The organism is Pseudomonas sp. CNPSo 3701, from assembly GCF_028674975.1.
Lineage (GTDB): Bacteria > Pseudomonadota > Gammaproteobacteria > Pseudomonadales > Pseudomonadaceae > Aquipseudomonas > Aquipseudomonas straminea.
Window position 1 is genome coordinate 300,196 of sequence record NZ_JAQZSI010000001.1, and the last position, 19,453, is coordinate 319,648.

The 19,453-nt window shown below is 65.4% G+C and carries 19 protein-coding genes; 11 read left to right on the plus strand and 8 right to left on the minus strand.

Annotation, left to right across the window (positions count from 1 at the left end; all coding sequences use genetic code 11):
• Nucleotides 1–9: 9 nt before the first annotated feature.
• From PVA39_RS01315 to PVA39_RS01350, 8 genes are all read left to right on the plus strand, one after another.
• Entirely contained in the window at nt 10–1,116 is a 1,107-nt protein-coding gene (locus PVA39_RS01315) for an ABC transporter ATP-binding protein (RefSeq protein ID WP_093500775.1), read from the plus strand.
• A gap of 17 nt (nt 1,117–1,133) precedes the next feature.
• A complete protein-coding gene (locus PVA39_RS01320) occupies nt 1,134–2,609 on the plus strand; it encodes a mannitol dehydrogenase family protein (RefSeq protein ID WP_274122466.1) in 1,476 nt (491 codons plus the stop codon).
• A 3-nt stretch (nt 2,610–2,612) separates the two neighbouring features.
• Nucleotides 2,613–4,097 (plus strand): xylulokinase, encoded by a 1,485-nt coding sequence (gene xylB, locus PVA39_RS01325; RefSeq protein ID WP_274122467.1) that lies wholly within the window; start codon nt 2,613–2,615, stop codon nt 4,095–4,097.
• 72 nt (nt 4,098–4,169) lie between these two features.
• Nucleotides 4,170–5,105 carry a carbohydrate kinase family protein gene (locus PVA39_RS01330; protein ID WP_274122468.1) on the plus strand — a complete coding sequence of 312 codons (936 nt, stop codon included), beginning with the start codon at nt 4,170–4,172 and terminating at the stop codon, nt 5,103–5,105.
• Nucleotides 5,106–5,228: 123 nt separating this feature from the next.
• A complete protein-coding gene (gene pgi / locus PVA39_RS01335) occupies nt 5,229–6,893 on the plus strand; it encodes a glucose-6-phosphate isomerase (protein ID WP_274122470.1) in 1,665 nt (554 codons plus the stop codon).
• Nucleotides 6,894–7,251: 358 nt separating this feature from the next.
• A complete protein-coding gene (locus PVA39_RS01340; protein WP_013793404.1) occupies nt 7,252–7,983 on the plus strand; it encodes a carbonic anhydrase in 732 nt (243 codons plus the stop codon).
• Nucleotides 7,984–8,178: 195 nt separating this feature from the next.
• A complete protein-coding gene (locus PVA39_RS01345) occupies nt 8,179–9,708 on the plus strand; it encodes a SulP family inorganic anion transporter (protein ID WP_274122471.1) in 1,530 nt (509 codons plus the stop codon).
• Between the two features lie 339 nt (nt 9,709–10,047).
• Nucleotides 10,048–10,677: an SCO family protein gene (locus PVA39_RS01350; RefSeq protein WP_274122472.1), complete on the plus strand. Its 630-nt coding sequence runs from the start codon at nt 10,048–10,050 to the stop codon at nt 10,675–10,677.
• A gap of 42 nt (nt 10,678–10,719) precedes the next feature.
• On the opposite strand, the gene PVA39_RS01355 is transcribed toward PVA39_RS01350, so the two are convergent.
• Nucleotides 10,720–11,145 (minus strand): VOC family protein, encoded by a 426-nt coding sequence (locus tag PVA39_RS01355; protein WP_147176292.1) that lies wholly within the window; start codon nt 11,143–11,145, stop codon nt 10,720–10,722.
• A 95-nt stretch (nt 11,146–11,240) separates the two neighbouring features.
• Here PVA39_RS01355 and PVA39_RS01360 point away from each other — a divergent pair, with 95 nt between their 5' ends.
• Together PVA39_RS01360 and PVA39_RS01365 are read left to right on the plus strand one after the other, a co-directional pair.
• A complete protein-coding gene (locus tag PVA39_RS01360; protein ID WP_274122474.1) occupies nt 11,241–12,119 on the plus strand; it encodes a LysR family transcriptional regulator in 879 nt (292 codons plus the stop codon).
• A 31-nt stretch (nt 12,120–12,150) separates the two neighbouring features.
• Entirely contained in the window at nt 12,151–12,582 is a 432-nt protein-coding gene (locus tag PVA39_RS01365) for a GFA family protein (RefSeq protein ID WP_274122475.1), read from the plus strand.
• 81 nt (nt 12,583–12,663) lie between these two features.
• On the opposite strand, the gene PVA39_RS01370 is transcribed toward PVA39_RS01365, so the two are convergent.
• The 7 genes from PVA39_RS01370 to PVA39_RS01400 all read right to left on the minus strand — a co-directional run bounded on the left by PVA39_RS01370 (nt 12,664) and on the right by PVA39_RS01400 (nt 18,319).
• Nucleotides 12,664–13,440 carry a MetQ/NlpA family ABC transporter substrate-binding protein gene (locus PVA39_RS01370; RefSeq protein ID WP_147176295.1) on the minus strand — a complete coding sequence of 259 codons (777 nt, stop codon included), beginning with the start codon at nt 13,438–13,440 and terminating at the stop codon, nt 12,664–12,666.
• 60 nt (nt 13,441–13,500) lie between these two features.
• Nucleotides 13,501–14,166, minus strand: a complete 666-nt coding sequence (locus PVA39_RS01375) for a methionine ABC transporter permease (protein ID WP_027908535.1) — start codon at nt 14,164–14,166, stop codon at nt 13,501–13,503.
• Nucleotides 14,166–15,170: a methionine ABC transporter ATP-binding protein gene (locus PVA39_RS01380; protein WP_274122477.1), complete on the minus strand. Its 1,005-nt coding sequence runs from the start codon at nt 15,168–15,170 to the stop codon at nt 14,166–14,168. Before PVA39_RS01380 ends, PVA39_RS01375 begins: the two co-directional genes overlap by 1 nt.
• Before the next feature lie 148 nt (nt 15,171–15,318).
• Entirely contained in the window at nt 15,319–16,152 is an 834-nt protein-coding gene (locus tag PVA39_RS01385; RefSeq protein ID WP_274122478.1) for a hypothetical protein, read from the minus strand.
• An 85-nt stretch (nt 16,153–16,237) separates the two neighbouring features.
• Nucleotides 16,238–17,026 carry a zinc ABC transporter permease subunit ZnuB gene (gene znuB / locus PVA39_RS01390; protein WP_274122479.1) on the minus strand — a complete coding sequence of 263 codons (789 nt, stop codon included), beginning with the start codon at nt 17,024–17,026 and terminating at the stop codon, nt 16,238–16,240.
• Nucleotides 17,019–17,822 (minus strand): zinc ABC transporter ATP-binding protein ZnuC, encoded by an 804-nt coding sequence (gene znuC, locus PVA39_RS01395; protein ID WP_274122480.1) that lies wholly within the window; start codon nt 17,820–17,822, stop codon nt 17,019–17,021. Before znuC ends, znuB begins: the two co-directional genes overlap by 8 nt.
• The gene (locus PVA39_RS01400) at nt 17,819–18,319 is read right to left on the minus strand and encodes a Fur family transcriptional regulator (protein ID WP_027908539.1); all 501 of its coding nucleotides are present in this window, start codon (nt 18,317–18,319) and stop codon (nt 17,819–17,821) included. The genes znuC and PVA39_RS01400 overlap by 4 nt, the downstream gene beginning before the upstream one ends.
• A 152-nt stretch (nt 18,320–18,471) precedes the next feature.
• Between PVA39_RS01400 and znuA the strand changes: the two genes are divergently transcribed.
• Complete coding sequence (gene znuA / locus PVA39_RS01405; protein WP_274122481.1) at nt 18,472–19,425, plus strand: zinc ABC transporter substrate-binding protein ZnuA; 954 nt, start codon at nt 18,472–18,474, stop codon at nt 19,423–19,425.
• Nucleotides 19,426–19,453 lie beyond the last annotated feature (28 nt).

The window sequence follows — 19,453 nt, forward strand, 5'->3', positions numbered from 1 at the left end:
GTTTACGTCATGGCTGATTTGAAAATCCGCAACCTGAAAAAAGGCTTCGACGGCACGGCGATCATCAAGGGCATCGACCTGGATATCGAGAACCGTGAGTTCGTGGTGTTCGTCGGCCCGTCCGGCTGTGGCAAGTCCACGCTGCTGCGCCTGATCGCCGGGCTGGAGGAAGTCTCCAGCGGCACCATCACCCTCGATGGCACCGATATCACCGACACCGCGCCGGCCAAGCGCGACCTGGCGATGGTGTTCCAGACCTACGCCCTGTACCCGCACATGACGGTGCGCAAGAACCTGTCCTTCGCCCTCGACCTGGCCCGGGTCGGGAAACAGGAGGTCGAGGAGAAGGTCGCCAACGCCGCGCGCATCCTCGAGCTGGGTGCGCTGCTTGATCGCAAACCCAAGCAGCTCTCCGGCGGCCAGCGCCAGCGTGTGGCCATCGGCCGCGCCATCGTGCGCAATCCGAAGATCTTTCTGTTCGACGAGCCGCTGTCCAACCTCGATGCCGCCCTGCGCGTACAGACCCGCCTGGAACTGGCGCGCCTGCACAAGGAGCTCAAGGCGACGATGATCTACGTGACCCACGACCAGGTCGAGGCCATGACCCTGGCCGACAAGGTGGTGGTGCTCAACGGCGGCCGCGTCGAGCAGGTCGGCTCGCCGCTGGAGCTCTACAACCACCCGGTCAACCTGTTCGTCGCCGGCTTTCTCGGCACGCCGAAGATGGGCTTCCTGCGTGGCCAGGTGGAAGGCGTCGACGGCGGCCGCTGCCAGTTGCGCCTGAGTTGCGGCGCAGCGCTGGATCTGCCGCTGGCCGCCACCGGCCTGCGCAACGGTGACCAGATCACCCTCGGTATCCGCCCCGAGCACCTCAACGTGGTGCCGGCCGGGCAGGGTCGCCTGCAGGCCACCGCCGACGTCAGCGAACGCCTGGGCAGCGACACCTTCTGCCACGTGCGCGTCGGCGAGGAAGACCTCACCGTGCGGGTACGCGGCGACTTCTCGCCGGCTTATGGAGAAGCCCTGGCGCTGGATTTCGACCCAGCCCACTGCCACGTCTTCAACGCCGATGGCCTGGCCATCGACAAACGCATCCAGGCCGGCCAGGCCGCCTGACGCGCAGGAATCACCCCATGAAACTCAATCGCAAGAACCTCTCCGCACTGGCCCCTGAAATCGACGTGCCAGCCTACGACCCGGCCGACGTGCGCCAGGGCATCGCCCATATCGGTGTCGGCGGCTTCCACCGCGCCCACCAGGCGATCTACACCGAAGCCCTGCTCAACCGCGGCGAAGCCCGCGAGTGGGGCATCTGCGGCGTCGGCCTGCGTCGCGAAGACCGCGCCATGCAGCAGGCCCTGGCCGAGCAGGATCACCTCTACACGATGTTCGTGCTGGGCGACGAGCCGGGCCTCGAGGTACGCGTGGTCGGTGCCATCAACGGCATGCTGCTGGCCGAGGATTCGCCCGCCGCGCTGATCGACAAGCTGGCCGACCCGGCGATTCGCATCGTCTCGCTGACCATCACCGAAGGCGGCTACTGCATCGACGACAGCACCGGTGAGTTCATGGCCCACCTGCCGGACATCCAGCACGACCTGGTGCACCCGGAGGCGCCGCGCAGCGTGTTCGGCTTCCTCTGCGCCGCCCTGGCCAAACGCCGCGCTGCCGGCACCCCAGCGTTCACCCTGATGTCCTGCGATAACCTGCCGCACAACGGCGCGGTGACCCGCAAGGCACTGCTGGCCTTCGCCCATCTGGCCGATCATGAGCTGGCGGGCTGGATCGACAGCCACGTGAGCTTTCCCAATGCCATGGTCGACCGCATCACGCCGATGACCAGCGATGCTCACCGCGCCCAGCTGGCCGAGCGCCATGGCGTCGCCGACGCGTGGCCGGTGGTCTGCGAGCCGTTCCTGCAATGGGTGCTGGAAGACAAGTTCGTCAATGGCCGGCCGGCCTGGGAAAAGGTCGGCGTGCAGTTCACCGACGACGTCACGCCCTACGAGGAAATGAAGATCAAGCTGCTCAACGGCAGCCACCTGGCGCTGACCTACCTGGGCTTTCTCAAGGGCTACCGCTACGTTCACGAAACCATGAACGACCCCTTGTTCCGCCGTTACGTGCGCACCTTCATGGACCTGGACGTGACCCCGCAGCTGGCGCCAGTACCGGGCATCGACCTGGACGACTACAAGGACACCCTGATCGAGCGCTTCTCCAACCAGGCCATCGCCGATCAGCTCGAGCGCGTCTGCTCGGACGGCTCGTCGAAGTTTCCCAAGTTCATCGTGCCGACCATCAACCGGCTGATCGAAGATGGCCGGCCGCTGGAGCGCGCGGCCCTGGTGGTCGCGGCCTGGGCGCTGTATCTCAAGGGCGTCGACGAGACCGGCACCACCTACCGCATCCCCGACCCGCGCGCCGAGTTCTGCCAGGCGCTGGTGGCCGACGATGACCGGGTGCGCGAGCGGGTGCTGGGCGTCGAGGTGATCTTCGGCACCGCCATTCCGCAATCGGCGGCCTTCGTCACCGCCTTCGAGCTGTGCTATGACAGCCTGCGCAAGCTGGGCGTGACGCGCACCCTGCAGACCTTGCTGGGTGAGTGAGCCATGTACCTCGGCATCGATTGCGGCACCCAGGGCACCAAAGCGCTGATTCTGGATATCCACAGTGGCAAGGTGCTCGGCGAGGGCAGTGCGGCGCACCGGCTGATCAGCGGCGCCAATGGCCGCCGCGAGCAGGACCCGGCCGACTGGCTGCTGGCCTTCGAGCAGGCCACCGCCCAGGCCCTGCAGCAGGCCGGGGTGGCGGGCAGCGAGATTCTCGGTATCGGCGTGTCCGGCCAGCAGCACGGCCTGGTGCTGCTCGATGCCAAGGGTGAGGTGCTGCGCCCGGCCAAGCTCTGGTGCGACACCGAGTCGACTGCCGAAAACGCCCACCTGCTGGATTTTCTCGGCGGTGACAGCGGCTCGCTGGAACGCCTGGGCGTGGCCATCGCACCGGGCTACACGGTGTCGAAACTGCTGTGGACCCGTGACCATCACCCCGAGGTGTTCGGCCGTATCGCCCACATCCTGTTGCCCCACGACTACCTCAACTACTGGCTGACCGGGCGCGCCTGCGCCGAGTACGGCGATGCCTCCGGCAGCGGTTATTTCAACGTGCGTACGCGCACCTGGGACACCGAGCTGCTGGAGCTGATCGACCCGGAGGGCGCCCTGGTGCGGGCGCTGCCGGAGCTGATCGAATCCGACCGGTGCGTCGGTTCGATTCGCCCGGAAATCGCCGAGCGCCTGGGCCTAAACCCTTGGGCGCTGGTGGCCAGCGGCGGTGGCGACAACATGATGGGCGCCATCGGCACCGGCAACATCGCCCCGGGCGCCATCACCATGAGCCTCGGCACCTCGGGCACGGTGTACGCCTACGCCGATCAGCCGCGCGTCAGCCCACACCCGCAGGTGGCGACCTTCTGTTCGTCCTCCGGCGGCTGGCTGCCGCTGATCTGCACCATGAACCTGACCAACGCCAGCGGCGTGATCCGCGACCTGCTGGGGCTGGATGTGGAGACCTTCGGCACCTTGGTCGGCGAGGCGCCCATCGGCGCCGGAGGCGTGCTGATGCTGCCGTTCCTCAATGGCGAGCGGGTGCCGGCGCTGCCGCTGGCCACCGCCAGCCTGCACGGCCTCACGAGCGACAACCTGACCCGCGCCAACCTCTGCCGCGCGGTGGTGGAAGGCACCACCTTCGGCCTGCGCTACGGCCTCGATCTGCTCAAGGACAGCGGCATTCGCAGCGACAGCATCCGCCTGATCGGTGGCGGTGCGAAGAGCGCGACCTGGCGGCAGATCGTCGCCGACATCATGGGCGCGCCGGTGGCCTGCCCGCAGCACACCGAGGCGGCGGCGCTCGGTGCGGCGATTCAGGCGGCCTGGTGCGTGAGCCATCAACACGGCGAGGCGTTGAGCCTGCAAAGCCTATGCGAGCGCTGCGTGAGCCTCGATGACGCTCGCAGCGCCGAGCCCGACGAGCTGCGCAGCCGAGCCTACGAAGGCGTCTACCAGCGCTACCGCGAGCAGGTTCGCGCGCTGCAATAATCCAATCCGGTGGCCTGTCGCCACCGGCCCCTTTCCTGCGCGAATGCGCCTGTTCCGTGACGCGGAGATCCCATGTACCTGGTATGCGGCGAAGCCCTGTTCGATTTCTTCTGCAACCCCGGCGAGCGCAGCAGCGAGCTGAATTTCAAGGCCCTGGCCGGCGGCTCACCGTTCAACGTGGCGGTCGGCCTGCGCCGCCTTGGCGTCGACTCGGCGCTGCTGGGCGGCATCTCCAGCGACTACCTCGGCCAGCGCCTGCGCCAGGTGCTGAGCGAGGAGGGCGTCAGTGATCGTTACCTGATCGCCAGCGACGCGCCGACCACCATGGCCATGGTCGCGCTGGATGCCCAGGGCTCGCCGCAGTACATGTTCCGCGGCGAGGACTGCGCTGATCGTCAGGTGCTGGCCGCGCATCTGCAGGTGCTCGACGAAGCCGTCAGCGGCCTGCACGTCGGCTCCTATTCCCTGGTGGTGCCGCCGGTTGGCGACACCCTGCTGGCGCTGGTGGAGCGCGAGAGCGGGCGGCGGCTGATCAGCCTGGACCCCAACGTGCGTCTCAATCCGGCACCCGATATCGAGCGCTGGCGGCAGCGAATTGAATCTTTTGCCGCCCACGCGCATCTGATCAAGGTCAGCGAGGAGGACCTGGAGCTGCTGTATCCCGGTATCTCACCGTCGACGAGCATCGAGCGCTGGTTGGCCCAGCGTTGCCAGGTGGTGTTCCTGACCCGCGGCAGCGAGGGGGCGAGCGTATTCAGCCGGCAGCATGGGCACTGGTCGGCACCGGCACGCCAGGTGGTCACCCTTGACACCGTGGGCGCCGGGGACACCTTTCAGGCGGCGATCATCGCCTACCTGGTGCAGCATGGGCTGGACAGCCCGGCTGGTGTGGCCGGCTTGTCGCGTGAGGCGCTCTCGGCGATGCTCGATTTCGCCGTGCAGGCGGCGGCGCTGACCTGCTCACGGGTTGGCCCGCAACTGCCGTATCGGCATGAGCTGGCGCAGTAAAGGCCGTTCAGGGGCGCGAGGCGTAGTAGGCAATTTTCAACGCCGTACTTGCCAACGCACGCGTCCCTCGGCATGTAATCGAATTCGCAGGGCTGGGAGGCTGGCCCGAACCAAGGAGTCTTCATGCCGTACCTTTCTTCATCGATGGATGTCACCCAACTGCCGAGCTGGCAGGCCCTGGTCGCCCACCGTGCGCGTCTTGCCGACTTCAGCATGCGCCAGGCCTTCGCCGCCGACTCCAAACGTTTCGACACCTTCAGCCTGAGCGGCTGCGGGCTGTTCCTGGATTACTCGAAGAACCTGATCAACACCGAAACCCGCGAGCTGCTGGTCAACCTGGCACGTGAAGTCGGGCTGGAAAAGGCTATTCGCGCGCTGTTCGAAGGCGAGCTGCTGAACAACACCGAAAAGCGCCCGGCCCTGCACACCGCGCTGCGCCGCCCGCTGGGCGACAAGGTGGAAGTTGACGGCGTCGATATCATCCCCGAGGTGCAGCGCGTGCTGCAGCAGATGACCGAGCTGGTCGGTCGCATCCACGACGGCCTGTGGCGCGGCTACACCGAGAAGCCGATCACTGACGTGGTGAACATCGGTATTGGTGGCTCCTTCCTCGGCCCGCAGTTGGTTTCCGAGGCGCTGTTGCCGTTCGCCCAGCGCGGCGTGCGCTGCCATTACCTGGCCAATATCGATGGCAGCGAATTCCATGAGCTGGCCGCCAAGCTGCGCGCCGAGACCACCCTGTTCATCGTTTCGTCGAAGTCCTTCGGCACCTTGGAAACCCTGAAGAATGCCCAGGCGGCCCGCGGCTGGTACCTGGCCCAGGGCGGTTCCGAAGCCGAGCTTTACCGGCACTTCATCGCCGTGTCGAGCAACCGTGAAGCGGCGGTGGGTTTCGGCATTCGCGAAGAGAACATCTTTCCGATGTGGGACTGGGTCGGCGGCCGTTACTCGCTGTGGTCGGCCATCGGGTTGCCCATCGCGCTGTCCATTGGTATGTCCAACTTCAAGGAGCTGCTGTCCGGCGCCTATCGCATGGACGAGCACTTCAAGACCGCGCCATTCGAGGAAAACATGCCGGTGTTGCTGGCGCTCCTCGGCGTCTGGTACGGCAATTTCTGGAATGCCCAGAGCCATGCCATCCTGCCGTACGACCACTACCTGCGTAACATCACCAAGCACCTGCAGCAGCTGGACATGGAGTCCAACGGCAAGAGCGTGCGCGGTGATGGTCAGCCGGTCAGCGTCGCCACTGGCCCGGTGATCTGGGGCGGTGTGGGCTGTAACGGCCAGCACGCCTACCACCAGTTGCTGCACCAGGGCACCCAACTGATTCCGGCGGATTTCATCGTGCCGGTGAGCAGCTACAATCCGGTCGCCGATCACCACCAGTGGCTGTACGCCAACTGCCTGTCGCAGAGCCAGGCGCTGATGCTTGGCAAGTCTCGTGAAGAGGCCGAGGCCGAGTTGCGCGCCAAGGGCATGAGCGAGGAAGACGTGCAGCGCCTGGCGCCGCACAAGGTGATCCCCGGTAACCGGCCGAGCAACACCCTGGTGATGGAGCGCGTCAGCCCGCGTCGCCTCGGCGCGCTGATCGCCATGTACGAGCACAAGGTGTTCGTGCAGAGCGTCATCTGGGGCAATAACGCCTTCGACCAATGGGGTGTGGAGTTGGGCAAGGAGCTGGGCAAGGGCGTCTATTCGCGCATGGTCGGCAGCGACGAGCCGAAGGCCGAGGACGGTTCCACTCAAGGCCTGATCGACTTCTTCCGCGGTCGCCACCGCGGCTGATCCTGCCATGCAGCCCTATCCCGCACAGCAGGTCTGTGCGGGATAGGGCTCGGCTCGCTCTCCTACCCACACCCTTGTTTCTCGATCAAAGGCTCTGGGCTGTCACGGAAAAGACATCTGCGCGTTTTTGAATGGGTCGCTATCAGGCCCATGTTAGAGCGGCGGGGTAAACCATCGCGTTTATCCACGCGTGGTGGCATGCGGTTACAAAAGCACTGCCAATATTGGGCGGATTTCTTGCGATTAAGGTTGGTTTAAGCCTTCATGGGTAAGTTCGTTTGCTATGTGACCTATGAGTCACGAAGCAAACTGCCATTAGATGGCAAGTCAATATCACGACTGAAAACCAGGAGGCACCATGAGCGAGCGTGTTCGTTCCATCCGATCCGCCACACCCCCAGCAGCCGGCAAGCAGAGCGCAGACGAGGCCCTGCAAACCCTGCTTGATGGCTTCCAGCGTTTTCGTAGCGACGTGTTCCCCGAGCAGCGCGAGCTGTTCAGCAAACTGGCCAACCAGCAAAGCCCCCGGGCCATGTTCATCACCTGCGCCGATTCGCGCATCGTTCCCGAGCTGATCACCCAGAGCGATCCCGGCTCGCTGTTCGTGACCCGTAACGTCGGCAACGTGGTGCCGCCGTATGGCCAGATGAACGGCGGCGTTTCCACTGCCATCGAATACGCGGTGATGGGCCTGGGCGTGCAGCACATCATCATCTGCGGCCACTCCGATTGCGGCGCCATGAAGGCGGTGCTCAACCCGCAGAGCATCGAGCGCATGCCTACCGTCAAGGCCTGGCTGCGCCATGCCGAGGTCGCCAAGACCGTTACCCAGCAGAGCTGCAGCTGCGCCGAGCACCAGGAACTTGGCGTGCTGACCGAAGAGAACGTGGTCGCTCAGCTCGATCATCTGCGCACTCATCCTTCCGTCGCTGCGCGCCTGGCCAGCGGCCAGTTGTTCATTCACGGCTGGGTCTACGACATCGAGAACTGCACCATCAAGGCGTACGACGCCGAGCGTGGCGAGTTCCTGCCCCTCGATGGCGAAACCACCCCCAATGCCAGCCCGCGAGCCCGTTACCTGGCCTCGTAACGCTAATGACAGGACGTCACCCGGTGGCCATGAATCGACCCGCGGATTAACCGCCCACAATCGACAGCCGTTCTGGCTTGTTGCCTGACCTCAGGCAACAAGCTCCTTGGGTTCTGACTGCCTTACACCTGCTGACGGCGAGCCATAGCTCTCCGTCATGACCTTTCGTGCGCCGTATCTGCAGGAGACCGCACCATGACCCTCGCTTCATTCAAATCCGCTCTGCCACGCGATGCCCTGGCATCCATCGTGGTGTTTCTCGTCGCCCTGCCGCTGTGCATGGGTATCGCCATCGCCTCCGGCATGCCACCGGCCAAGGGCCTGATCACCGGCATCATTGGCGGCCTGGTAGTCGGCTGGATAGCCGGCTCGCCGCTGCAGGTCAGCGGCCCGGCGGCGGGCCTCGCCGTGCTGGTGTTCGAGCTGGTACGCACCCACGGTATCGCCATGCTCGGGCCGATCCTGCTGCTCGCCGGTCTGCTGCAATTGGTCGCCGGGCGCCTGCGCCTGGGATGCTGGTTCCGCGTTACCGCCCCGGCGGTGGTGTACGGCATGCTCGCCGGTATCGGCATCCTTATCGTGCTTTCGCAGTTCCACGTGATGTTCGACGTGAAGCCCCAGGCCTCCGGCCTGGACAACCTCATGGCCTTTCCCGCGACTCTGAGCCAGGCCATTCCCGGCCTCGGCGGCGGCAGTGCGCTGGCGGCGGCCCTGCTGGGCTTCGGCACCATCACCTGCATGTTCCTGTGGGACAAATTGCGCCCGCAAAGCCTGCGCTTTCTGCCTGGCGCGCTGATCGGCGTGACGCTGATGACCGCCATCAGCCTGTGGCTGGGCCTGGGAGTGGCACGGGTCGAGGTGCCGGCCAACCTGAGCGATGCCATCGACTGGATACAGCCGGCCGACCTGTTCAACCTCGCCAACCCGCAGATCATCCTGGCGGCGGTGGTGCTGGCCTTTATCGCCAGTGCGGAAACCCTGCTGTCCGCCGCGGCGGTGGACCGTATGCACAATGGCCCCCGTTCCAACCTGGACCGTGAACTGTCCGCCCAGGGCGTCGGCAACATGCTCTGCGGCGTGCTCGGCGCGCTGCCGATGACCGGCGTGATCGTGCGCAGCTCGGCTAATGTCCAGGCCGGTGCCCGCACCCGCCTATCGACCATCTTCCACGGTGCCTGGCTGCTGGCCTTCGTGATGGTGCTGCCGGCGGTGCTGCAAAGCATTCCCGTCGCCTGCCTGGGCGGCGTGCTGGTGTACACCGGCTTCAAGCTAGTCGACATCAAGGCCATTCGCGGCCTGGGCCGTTACGGCCGTGCTCCGGTGTTCATCTATGCGGCCACCGCCCTGGGCATCGTCACCGTGGACCTGCTGACTGGCGTGCTGATCGGCTTCGCCCTGACCCTGCTCAAGCTGGCCGGCAAGGCCTCGCGCCTGAAGGTCAGCCTCAACGAGCTCGGCCCCGACGAAGCGGAACTGCGCCTGACCGGCTCGGCGACCTTCCTCAAGGTGCCGCACCTGGCCAGTGTGCTGGAAGGCATCGCGCCGACCACGCGCCTGCACGTGCCGCTCGACAAGCTCAGCTACGTCGACCATGCCTGCATGGAACTGCTCGACGACTGGGGCCGCGCCGCCGAGCAGCAGGGCGGGGCGCTGCTGATCGAGCGCCATGGCCTGACCCGTCGCCTCGAGGGCCGCGCGTTGAACATGCGCCGCGCCATGGCCTGAGAACCTGTTGAAAGTCTGCTGCGCGTCGGCACTGCTGCGTTAAAAACAGGCTCGGACTGCTCATTTACAGCTCGTAAACTCCGCGTCCTCGCCTGTTTTCGCCTTGCATTGCTCTAGCTCGCGAGAATTTGAACAGGCTCTGAGGCACATCTGGCCGGCTGTCCGCGTGACAGCTGGCCGCAGGGTGCAACGGCCACCTGGCGCCGCGTATCTGGTACCTTTCCCCGCTGCGCATCGCCAGATGGCCGATCCCTGTGCCCCTAGGCACAGCTCTCCCGCCGAGCCGGGGGCATCGGGTCATTCAGGGCGATACCTTTCACCCTGACCATCGTGGCCACCATGACTCGCAAGCACATCGCTATCTTCGCCCTTATCGCCGCTGCCGTTCTGGCCCTCGGCCTGGTTGCCGGCGAGGCCCTGCGCGGCAAGTCCAACAGCGCCGCGGCGCTGCAGGACGCCGGCATCATCATGCTGCCCCAGGCGCGCCAGGTACCGGCCCTGAATTTCCTTGACCAGGACGGCAAGCCCTTCTCCACCGGCCAGCTCAAGGACCAGTGGAGCCTGCTGTTCTTCGGCTACACCTTCTGCCCGGACATCTGCCCGGCGACCCTGGCGCAGCTGCGCCAGCTGCGCACGCAGATCCCGGAAGAGACCTGGAACAACCTGCGCATCGTGCTGGTGAGCGTCGACCCGGCCCGCGACACACCGGAGCAGATGAAGAAATACCTGGGCTACTTCAACGCTGGCTTCATGGGCCTGAGCGGCGAGCCGGACACCATCCAGAAGCTGTCCAGCGCGGTAAGCATCCCCTTCATTCCTGCCGATACCAGCAAGGAAAACTACACCGTCGACCACAGCGGCAACCTCGCCATCATCGGCCCGGACGGCACCCAGCGCGGCTTCATCCGTGCGCCGATCAATATCGACAAGCTGGCGGCGCAGCTGCCGGGGTTGGTCGGCAGCAAATGAAAAATGGGACCCATCGGGTCCCATTTTTTTAGCTACCAACAATCATTTGGCGAACAGTTGGCTCATGTCCTTGAAGGCCTTGAACTCCAGAGCGTTGCCGCAGGGGTCGAGGAGGAACATGGTGGCCTGTTCGCCGACCTGGCCCTTGAAGCGGATATAGGGCTCGATCACGAAGGCCGTTTCGCGTGCCTGCAGGCGCTGCGCCAGGGCTTCCCAGGTTGGCCAGTCGAGGATCACGCCGAAGTGCGGCACCGGCACGTCGTGGCCGTCCACCGGGTTGCTGATGGCCGATTCCTGGTGCGGCATTTTCGGGGCTTCGTGGATCACCAACTGGTGGCCGAAGAAGTCGAAATCCACCCAGTGATCGCTGCTGCGGCCTTCGGTGCAGCCAAACACCTCGCCGTAGAAATGCCGGGCGGCGGCCAGGTCGTAGACGGGGATGGCCAGGTGAAACGGGGACAGTGCCATGTGTGAGCTCCTCAGGTCGGTGTCACCGATTCTAGATGCAAGGATTTTGATTAAAAGCGAATATCCTTGCCGTCGAGCTCAAAAGAAATCGATTAATGATCCGAGAATTGAAGACCTTCGTAGCCGTGGCCCGCTACGGCACCTTCGCGGCCGCCGGGCTACGCGTGGGCCTCACCCAATCCGCCGTCAGCGCACAGATGCGCGTGCTGGAGCAGGGCCTCGGCGTGCGCCTGTTCGATCGCAGTGGGCGCAGTGCGGTGCTCAGCGCCGGCGGGCGCCATGCCTTGCCGCTGGCCGAGCAGATGCTCGGCCTGTATGCGCAGATGGCCCTGCCCACCGCACTCGAGGAATGGCGGGGCGAGCTGAAGATCGGCGCCATTGCCAGCGTACAGACGGGATTGCTGCCCGAGGCCCTGGTGCGCTTTCGCGCCCGGGCTTCGCAGGTCGAGCTGAAGCTGGTGCCCGGCGTATCCCTGGATCTGCTCGGCCAGGTGGATGCCGGCGAGCTGGATCTGGCGCTATTGATCCGCCCGCCCTTCGAGCTGCCCAAGGAGCTGATGCAAGTCGACCTGGCCCGCGAGCCCTTCGTGCTGATCGTACCGCCCGGCATGGAGGGGGATGACCCGCTGCAACTGCTGCGTGAACAGCCCTTCGTGCGCTATGACCGGCGTTCCTTCGGCGGCCGCCAGGTCGAGCGTTTCCTGCGCGAACAACGCCTGGCGCCCCGCGAAGCGCTGGAGCTGGATGAACTGGAAGCCATCGTGCGTATGGTCGAGTGCGGCCTGGGTGTATCGCTGATTCCCCGCGCCGGCCTGTGGTGCCAGCGGCCGCAGACGTTGCGCGTGGTGGAGCTGGGCGAGCTGACCTTCCATCGCGAGCTGGTGGCGATCCTGCGTCGTGCCCAGCGCCAGCCGGCACTGGACTGGCTGCTGCAGTGCCTGGCCAGACCACTGCCGAGTGAATCGGATTTATGATCAGCGTTTCTGCCTAGCGGAGGTGTGACGGATGAACAAGGATATCGGCGAGATCAATGGCGCCTGTCATTGCGGCGGCGTGCGTTTTCACGTGACCCTGAGCGACGGTCTGCATACCGCACGGCGTTGCACCTGCTCCTACTGCAGGATGCGTGGCGCGGTGGCAGTGTCCGCCGAGCTGGCCGGTTTTCGGATTCTTCAGGGTGCGGAGCTGCTGACCACCTATCGTTTCAATACCGGGAGCGCCGAGCATTTCTTCTGCTCGCGCTGTGGCATCTACACCCACCACCAGCGTCGCTCCAATCCCCACCAATACGGCGTCAACGTCGCTTGCCTGGAAGGTATCAGCCCTTTCGATTTCGACGAAGTGCCGGTCAGCGATGGCATCGCCCATCCCAAGGACGACCCCAGCGGAGCAGGCCCGCGACAGGCCGGGGTGCTGCGCTTTATTCCCGCCGACTGAAACCTGGGCCGCAGATATGAAAATGCCGCGTAGCTTGAGGGCTGCGCGGCATCGGGTACTGCAGGAGCGGTATTACGGCAATCAGAACGCCGGAACCACCGCGCCTTTGTATTTTTCCAGGATGAAGGCTTTCACTTCATCGCTGTGCAGGGCCTTGACCAGCTTCTGCACGGCCGGGCTGTCCTTGTTGTCTTCACGGGTCACCAGAATGTTGACGTATGGCGAGTCGCTGCCTTCGATGGCCAGGGCGTCCTGGGTCGGGTTCAGCTTGGCTTCCAGGGCGTAGTTGGTGTTGATCAGCGCCAGATCGACCTGGGTCAGTACGCGCGGCAGGGTCGCGGCTTCCAGTTCACGCACCTTGATGCCTTTCGGGTTCTCGGCGATGTCCTTCGGGGTGGACAGGATGTTGGTCGGATCCTTCAGGGTGATCACGCCGGCTTTCTGCAGCAGCAGCAGAGCGCGGCCGCCGTTGGTGGCGTCATTGGGGATCACCACATTGGCGCCTTGCGGCAGGTCTTTGAGATCCTTGATCTTGCTGGAGTAGGCGCCGAACGGCTCGACGTGCACGCCACCGACGCTTACCAGGCTGGTGCCACGGCTCTTGTTGAACTCGTCCAGGTACGGCTGGTGCTGGAAGAAGTTGGCGTCCAGGCGTTTCTCGGCGACCTGCACGTTCGGCTGCACGTAGTCGGTGAAGACCTTCACGTCCAGCTCCACGCCTTCCTTGGCCAGGGCCGGTTTGACGAAATTGAGAATCTCGGCGTGTGGGACGGCCGAGGCGGCGACGCGCAGGGCTTCAGCCTGGGCAGCGCTGGAGAAGGCTGCGACGACAGCCAGGGCAGTAAGCAGTTTTTTCATCGTTGACTCCTTGAAGTGAGATGGCGTGGCGGCAGGCTGCCGCTGGCCCTTCCAGCTGTTTTATTTACGAGAGAAGTGCACCACCAGGCGGTCGCCGATGGTTTGCAGAATCTGTACGAGCACCACCAGTAGCGCCACGGTCACGAACATCACGTCCGGCTGGTAACGCTGGTAGCCGTAACGCACCGCCAGGTCGCCCAGGCCGCCGCCGCCGATCAGGCCGCTCATCGCGGTGTAGGACACCAGAGTGATGGCAGTCACGGTGATGGCCGCCAGAATGCCTGGCAGGGCTTCGGGCAGCAGGGCGTTGAAGATGATCTGTCGGGTGCTGGCGCCCATCGCCTGGGTCGCTTCGATGATGCCGCGGTCAACCTCGCGCAGGGCGGTTTCCACCAGGCGTGCGAAGAACGGCGTGGCGCCGACTACCAGCGGTGGAATGGCCCCAGCGACGCCCAGGGAGGTGCCGGTGATCACCACCGTGACCGGGATCAGCAGGATCAATAGGATCACGAACGGCACCGAACGCAGCACGTTGACCACCAGGGAGATCACCGCGTACAGGCCTTTCTGTTCGAACATCTGCCGCGGGCCGGTCAAGAACAGCAGCACGCCAAGAGGCAGGCCGAACAGCACGGTGAACAGCATGGAGCCGCCGAGCATGTTCAAGGTATCGATACTGGCCTGCCAGATTTCCAGCCAGTCGACGTTGGGCAGTAAGGTTTCCATCAGCGCAGGACCTCCAGGTGCACGTCAGCCGCTTCGAAGCGGGCGAGGGCGGCGTCGATGTCGCCGCCGGTCAACGCCAGGGTCAGCTGGCCATAGGGCGTGTCCTTGATGCGGTCGATGCGCCCGGCGAGGATGCTGTAGTCGATGCCGGTTTCCCGAGCGACCTGGCCGAGAACCGGTGAGTAGGTGGACTCGCCGATGAAGGTCAGGCGCAGGATGCGGCCCTGCACATGGGCGAAGTCATCGCGCTGGTCATCCTCGTCGACGTGCTCGGCTTCCTGCACGAAGCGTTTGGTGGTGGCGTGCTGCGGGTGCAGGAACACCTCGGCCACCGGGCCCTGTTCGACGATCACGCCGGCATCCATCACCGCCACGCGGTCGCAGACTCGGCGGATTACGTCCATCTCGTGGGTGATCAGCACGATGGTCAGGCCCAGTTCGCGGTTGATCTCGGCTAGGAGCTGCAGCACCGCAGCGGTGGTCTGCGGATCGAGGGCGCTGGTGGCCTCGTCGCACAGCAGGATTTTCGGCCGCGTCGCCAGGGCGCGGGCGATGCCGACGCGCTGCTTCTGGCCGCCGGAGAGCTGCGCCGGGTACTTGTTGGCGTGGTCCTTGAGGCCGACGCGCTCGAGCAGGGCGGCGACGCGCTGGTCGATTTCCTTCGCGGGCATACCTGCCAGTTTCAGCGGCATGCCGACGTTGGCGGCAACGGTTTTGGAGGACAGCAGGTTGAAGTGTTGGAAGATCATGCCCACTTGCTGACGGAACTTGCGCAGGCCGTCGGCGCCCAGGGCGGTGACGTCCACACCGTCGATGTCGATGCGCCCGCCGGAGGGCTCCTCGAGGCGGTTGATCAGGCGCAGCAGGGTGCTCTTGCCGGCACCGGAGTGGCCGATGATGCCGAACACTTCGCCACGTTCGATGTGCAGGTCGCAGGGTTGCAGGGCGGGAATATCTCGGCCACTGACGCGGTACGCCTTGTGAACCTGATGAAAGTCGATCACGCGTTAAACCTTTTGGGTTCTTCGTTCTGCCGGGTAGGCATGAGCATAAAAATGATTGCCAGTTTACCCGGCGCTGCTTAGGCCTCAAAAATATTTGTAGGCCTATGTTTATAGCTAAATGGCTGGTTTAGCAGCCGGAGTCGGGGCCTTACTGGCCCCTTGCACGCAGCACCAGACGCGGCACCTGAACCGGTTTGACGGCGTGGCTGAGCACAAGTTTGAACGTTGGGTCGAGCTTCATCACCCGTGCTTCGAGCAGCGCCGTCACGCGGCGCAGGTCCTCGGGGCTGCGCACCTGGATATGCACGCTGCGGTCGAAGGCCACCACGTCGGCAGCCACGGCATCCAGGCGCTCGGCCAGGGCCGCCTCGTCGCGGCTGTCGAGCATTGCCAGGCTGACGTCGCTGCGCTTGGCCGTCGGGTCGATCAGCTGCGCCGGCAACGGTGCGGGTGCGTTATCGGCAGCGCGGCTGGCGGCCGCCTGGGTTTCCGCCGCCTGGCGAAGCAAGCGCAGCTGCTCCTGGCGGGCGGCATGGGCCTGTTCACCGGCCTGGCGGGCCTGCTCGACGGCGCTCAGTTCGGCCTGGCGAGCCTTGCCAATGGCGCCGTCCAGACCGGTGGTCAGGGCTGGCGCCTTGGGCATCAGGGTGCGCGCGTGGGCCAGGGATTTGGCGGCCTTGTCCAGGTCGCCGGCTTCCAGGGCCTTCTGGCCTTCCTTCAGGTACGCCTCGGAGAGTTGGCGCTGGGCCTGCAACACGGCAGCGGGCTCACCGTCCGCCTGCAGCACCTGCAGCTGGGCTTCTGCCTCGGCCAGTTGGCCAGCGGCCAGGTGCGCCTCGAACTGCTCCTGGGCACTGGGCGTCGCTGCCACTGTGGCCGGCGCTGGTGCGGGCGCGGCGGCCTGCTGACTGTGACTCTGGCAGCCAACGGTCAGCAGGGCCAACGCGGCTAGGGCAACGCAGCGTAAAGGAAACGATGTCATGACTGCGGGTCTCGGTTTGTGCAAAAAATACGCAATTCTACACGGCGGCCGGCGGGCCACCAAATGTGCCATCACGGTCGCTCGGTCAGGCCTTGCGGCGCGGCAGTAGAAAGCTCAGCAGGAACAGGCTGGCGGCCGACACCACGATGGACGGCCCGGCTGGCGTGTCCTTGAACCACGACAGGCTCAGACCACAACACACCGCAATGATGCCCAGCAGGCTGGCGCCGAAGGCCATCTGCTCGGGCGTGCGGGCGTGCCGCTGGGCGGCGGCAGCGGGGATGATCAGCAGCGAGGTGATCAGCAGCACGCCGACGATCTTCATAGCCACGGCGATGACGATGGCGATCAGCAGCATCAGCCCCAGGCGGATGGCGGCGACCGGCAGGCCTTCCACACGGGCCAGTTCCTCGTGCACGGTGATCGCCAGCAGCGGGCGCCACATCAGCACCAGCAGTATCAGAACCAGGGCGCTGCCGGCGAGGATCCAGGCCAAGTCGGTGGGGCTCACTGCCAGCAGGTCGCCGAACAGGTAGCCCATCAAGTCGATGCGCACGTCACGCATGAAGCTCAGCACCACCAGGCCCAGGGACAAGGTGCTGTGGGCGAGGATGCCGAGCAGGGTATCGCTCGCCAGCGGCTGACGGGTCTGCAGGGTCACCAGCAGGATCGCCAGCAGTACGCAGCCGACGGTCACCGCGAAGGTCGGGTTGACGTCCAGCATCAGGCCCAGCGCCACGCCGAGCAGGGCGGCGTGGGACAGGGTGTCGCCGAAATAGGCCATGCGCCGCCACACCACGAAGGAACCGAGCGGGCCGGCGACCAGAGCCAGGGCGAGGCCGGCGAGCAGGGCGTTGAGCAGAAAATCAGCCATGCTTGCAGCCGTCTCCATGGATGTGAGGGCGGACCGGGCCGTGGATGGTCAGGCCGGGTTTGTCGCTGACCACGGCGCCGTGCAGGTCGTGTTCGTGGTCATGGTGGTGGTGATAGACGGCCAGGCTCTGGGCGTCGCGGCCGAACAGCTCGACGAAGGCCGGGTCGAAGCTGACCTGCTCCGGATGACCCGAGCAGCACACGTGGCGGTTCAGGCACACCACCTGATCGGTAGTGCTCATCACCAGGTGCAGGTCGTGGGAGACCATCAGCACGCCGCAGCCGTGACGGTCGCGCAGGCGGGTGATCAGCCGGTACAGCTCGGCCTGGCCGGCTACGTCCACGCCCTGCACCGGCTCATCGAGCACCAGCAATTGCGGCTCACGCAGCAGCGCACGGGCCAGCAGCACACGCTGCATCTCCCCGCCGGAAATGCCCTGCAGCGGGCTGTCTAGCACCTGGCTGGCGCCCACTTCGGCCAGGGCGGCCTGGGCGCGGGCACGATCCACGCCCGGCACCAGGCGCAGGAAACGCAGCACGCTGAGCGGCAGGGTCGGGTCGACGTGCAGCTTCTGCGGCATGTAGCCGATACGCAGTTTGGGCTTGCGCCACACCGTGCCGCTGTCCGGTGTCAGCAGGCCGAGCACGGCGCGCACCAGGGTGGTCTTGCCGGCGCCGTTGGGGCCGATCAGAGTGACGATTTCGCCGGGCTGGATGGTCAGCTCGACCTTGTCCAGCACGGTCTGCCCGGTGAAGCCGACGGTCACGCCCTCGAGGCGTATCAGCGCGTTGCTCATTTGTTGCCCTGGCAGCCTGCGCACAGACCGACGACTTCCACGGTCTGGTTTTCCACCGCGAAACCGACGCCCTTGGCGCCGCGCACGATGGCCTCGCTGATGGCGGTCTGCTCCAGCTCCACGGCGGCACTGCAACTGCGGCAGATCAGGAACTGGCTCTGGTGCGCGTGGGCCGGGTGGCTGCAGCCGACGAAGGCGTTGAGCGAGGCGATGCGATGCACCAGGCCGTTTTCCAGTAAAAAATCCAGGGCGCGATAGACAGTGGGCGGCGCGGCGCGGCGGCCGTCTTCCTCGCTGAGCACGGCGAGAATGTCGTAGGCGCCCAGCGGCTTGTGGCTGGCCCACACCAGCTCCAGCACGCGCTTGCGCAGGGCGGTCAGGCGCAGGCCCTCGCGGGCGCAGATGGCCTCGGCTTCAGCCAGCGCATGGCTGACGCAGTGGGAGTGATCATGGGGGCGCGATGCCAGTGGCGGCACGACGCTGACGGGTTTGTACATGGCGTGGCCTCGAAACGTAGGACGTTATTCTATTACGCATCGGCGCCGCGATGCCACGCATCGGCCGGTTTGCCCGTCGCCTCGCTTCGACGTGTGGTGAAAAGAGATGTTATTGTATTACTCCCTTTCGCCCGTGATCGATTCTTCAGCCTATGTTGCCGCGCCTGCCTTCCCCGCTTTCCCTGATCCTCTCCCTTGCCTTGCTGGTTGCCGCCGGCGCCGCCCAGGCCGAGGTGCGCGTGCTGACCAGCATCAAGCCCATGCAGCTGATCGCTGCTGCAGTGCAGAGCGGCGTCGGTGAGCCTGACGTGCTGCTACCGCCGGGCGCCTCGCCGCATCATTACGCGCTGCGCCCCTCGGATATGCGCCGGGTGCAGGAAGTCGATCTGGTGTACTGGGTCGGCCCGGACATGGAGAGCTTCATGCACCGCGTGCTGGCGACCCGCGAGAAGCCCAGCGTGGCCGTGCAGAGCCTGCCGGGCATGACCTTGCGCCACTTTGGCGAAGAGCATGGCGATGATCACGATCACGATCACGAGGCTGGGCAGGCCACCGCCGACGAGCACGACCATGACCATCGCCCCGGCAGCCTGGACGCCCACCTGTGGTTGTCGTCGGCCAACGCCCGAGTGATTGCCGCGCGCATGGCGGCTGATCTTGCCAAGGCCGACCCGGCCAACGCCGCACGCTACCAGGCCAATCTCGAATCCTTCGGCAAGCGCCTGGATGCCCTGGAGCCGCGCCTGCACGCGCAACTCAAGCCGCTGGCCGAAAAGCCGTTCTTCGTGTTCCACGAGGCGTTCGACTATTTCGAGGCCGCCAACGGCCTCAAGCACGCCGGCGTATTCAGCGTTGCCAACGAAGTGCAGCCAGGCGCCCGCCATGTGGCGGCCATGCGCGAGCGTCTGCAGGAAGTCGGGCCGACTTGCGTGTTCAGCGAGCCGCCGCTGCGTCCGCGGCTGGCCGAAACCCTGACTGCCGGCCTGCCGGCCACCCTGGCCGAGCTGGATGCCATGGGCAGCCAGGCGCCGCTTGATGCGACAGGCTACGAAAGCATGCTGCAGGCGCTGGCCGATGGTTACAGCGCCTGCCTGGGCAAGCTCTAGGCTAAAGGCACTGACCGGGCTGCAAGCG

Bases quoted from the DNA above. Each gene is read 5' to 3' on its own strand.
- PVA39_RS01315 (WP_093500775.1), top strand. From the start codon at position 10: ATGGCTGATTTGAAAATCCGCAACCTGAAAAAAGGCTTCGACGGCACG.
- PVA39_RS01320 (WP_274122466.1), top strand. From the start codon at position 1,134: ATGAAACTCAATCGCAAGAACCTCTCCGCACTGGCCCCTGAAATCGAC.
- xylB (WP_274122467.1), top strand. From the start codon at position 2,613: ATGTACCTCGGCATCGATTGCGGCACCCAGGGCACCAAAGCGCTGATT.
- PVA39_RS01330 (WP_274122468.1), top strand. From the start codon at position 4,170: ATGTACCTGGTATGCGGCGAAGCCCTGTTCGATTTCTTCTGCAACCCC.
- pgi (WP_274122470.1), top strand. From the start codon at position 5,229: ATGCCGTACCTTTCTTCATCGATGGATGTCACCCAACTGCCGAGCTGG.
- PVA39_RS01340 (WP_013793404.1), top strand. From the start codon at position 7,252: ATGAGCGAGCGTGTTCGTTCCATCCGATCCGCCACACCCCCAGCAGCC.
- PVA39_RS01345 (WP_274122471.1), top strand. From the start codon at position 8,179: ATGACCCTCGCTTCATTCAAATCCGCTCTGCCACGCGATGCCCTGGCA.
- PVA39_RS01350 (WP_274122472.1), top strand. From the start codon at position 10,048: ATGACTCGCAAGCACATCGCTATCTTCGCCCTTATCGCCGCTGCCGTT.
- PVA39_RS01355 (WP_147176292.1), bottom strand. From the start codon at position 11,145: ATGGCACTGTCCCCGTTTCACCTGGCCATCCCCGTCTACGACCTGGCC.
- PVA39_RS01360 (WP_274122474.1), top strand. From the start codon at position 11,241: ATGATCCGAGAATTGAAGACCTTCGTAGCCGTGGCCCGCTACGGCACC.
- PVA39_RS01365 (WP_274122475.1), top strand. From the start codon at position 12,151: ATGAACAAGGATATCGGCGAGATCAATGGCGCCTGTCATTGCGGCGGC.
- PVA39_RS01370 (WP_147176295.1), bottom strand. From the start codon at position 13,440: ATGAAAAAACTGCTTACTGCCCTGGCTGTCGTCGCAGCCTTCTCCAGC.
- PVA39_RS01375 (WP_027908535.1), bottom strand. From the start codon at position 14,166: ATGGAAACCTTACTGCCCAACGTCGACTGGCTGGAAATCTGGCAGGCC.
- PVA39_RS01385 (WP_274122478.1), bottom strand. From the start codon at position 16,152: ATGACATCGTTTCCTTTACGCTGCGTTGCCCTAGCCGCGTTGGCCCTG.
- znuB (WP_274122479.1), bottom strand. From the start codon at position 17,026: ATGGCTGATTTTCTGCTCAACGCCCTGCTCGCCGGCCTCGCCCTGGCT.
- znuC (WP_274122480.1), bottom strand. From the start codon at position 17,822: ATGAGCAACGCGCTGATACGCCTCGAGGGCGTGACCGTCGGCTTCACC.
- PVA39_RS01400 (WP_027908539.1), bottom strand. From the start codon at position 18,319: ATGTACAAACCCGTCAGCGTCGTGCCGCCACTGGCATCGCGCCCCCAT.
- znuA (WP_274122481.1), top strand. From the start codon at position 18,472: ATGTTGCCGCGCCTGCCTTCCCCGCTTTCCCTGATCCTCTCCCTTGCC.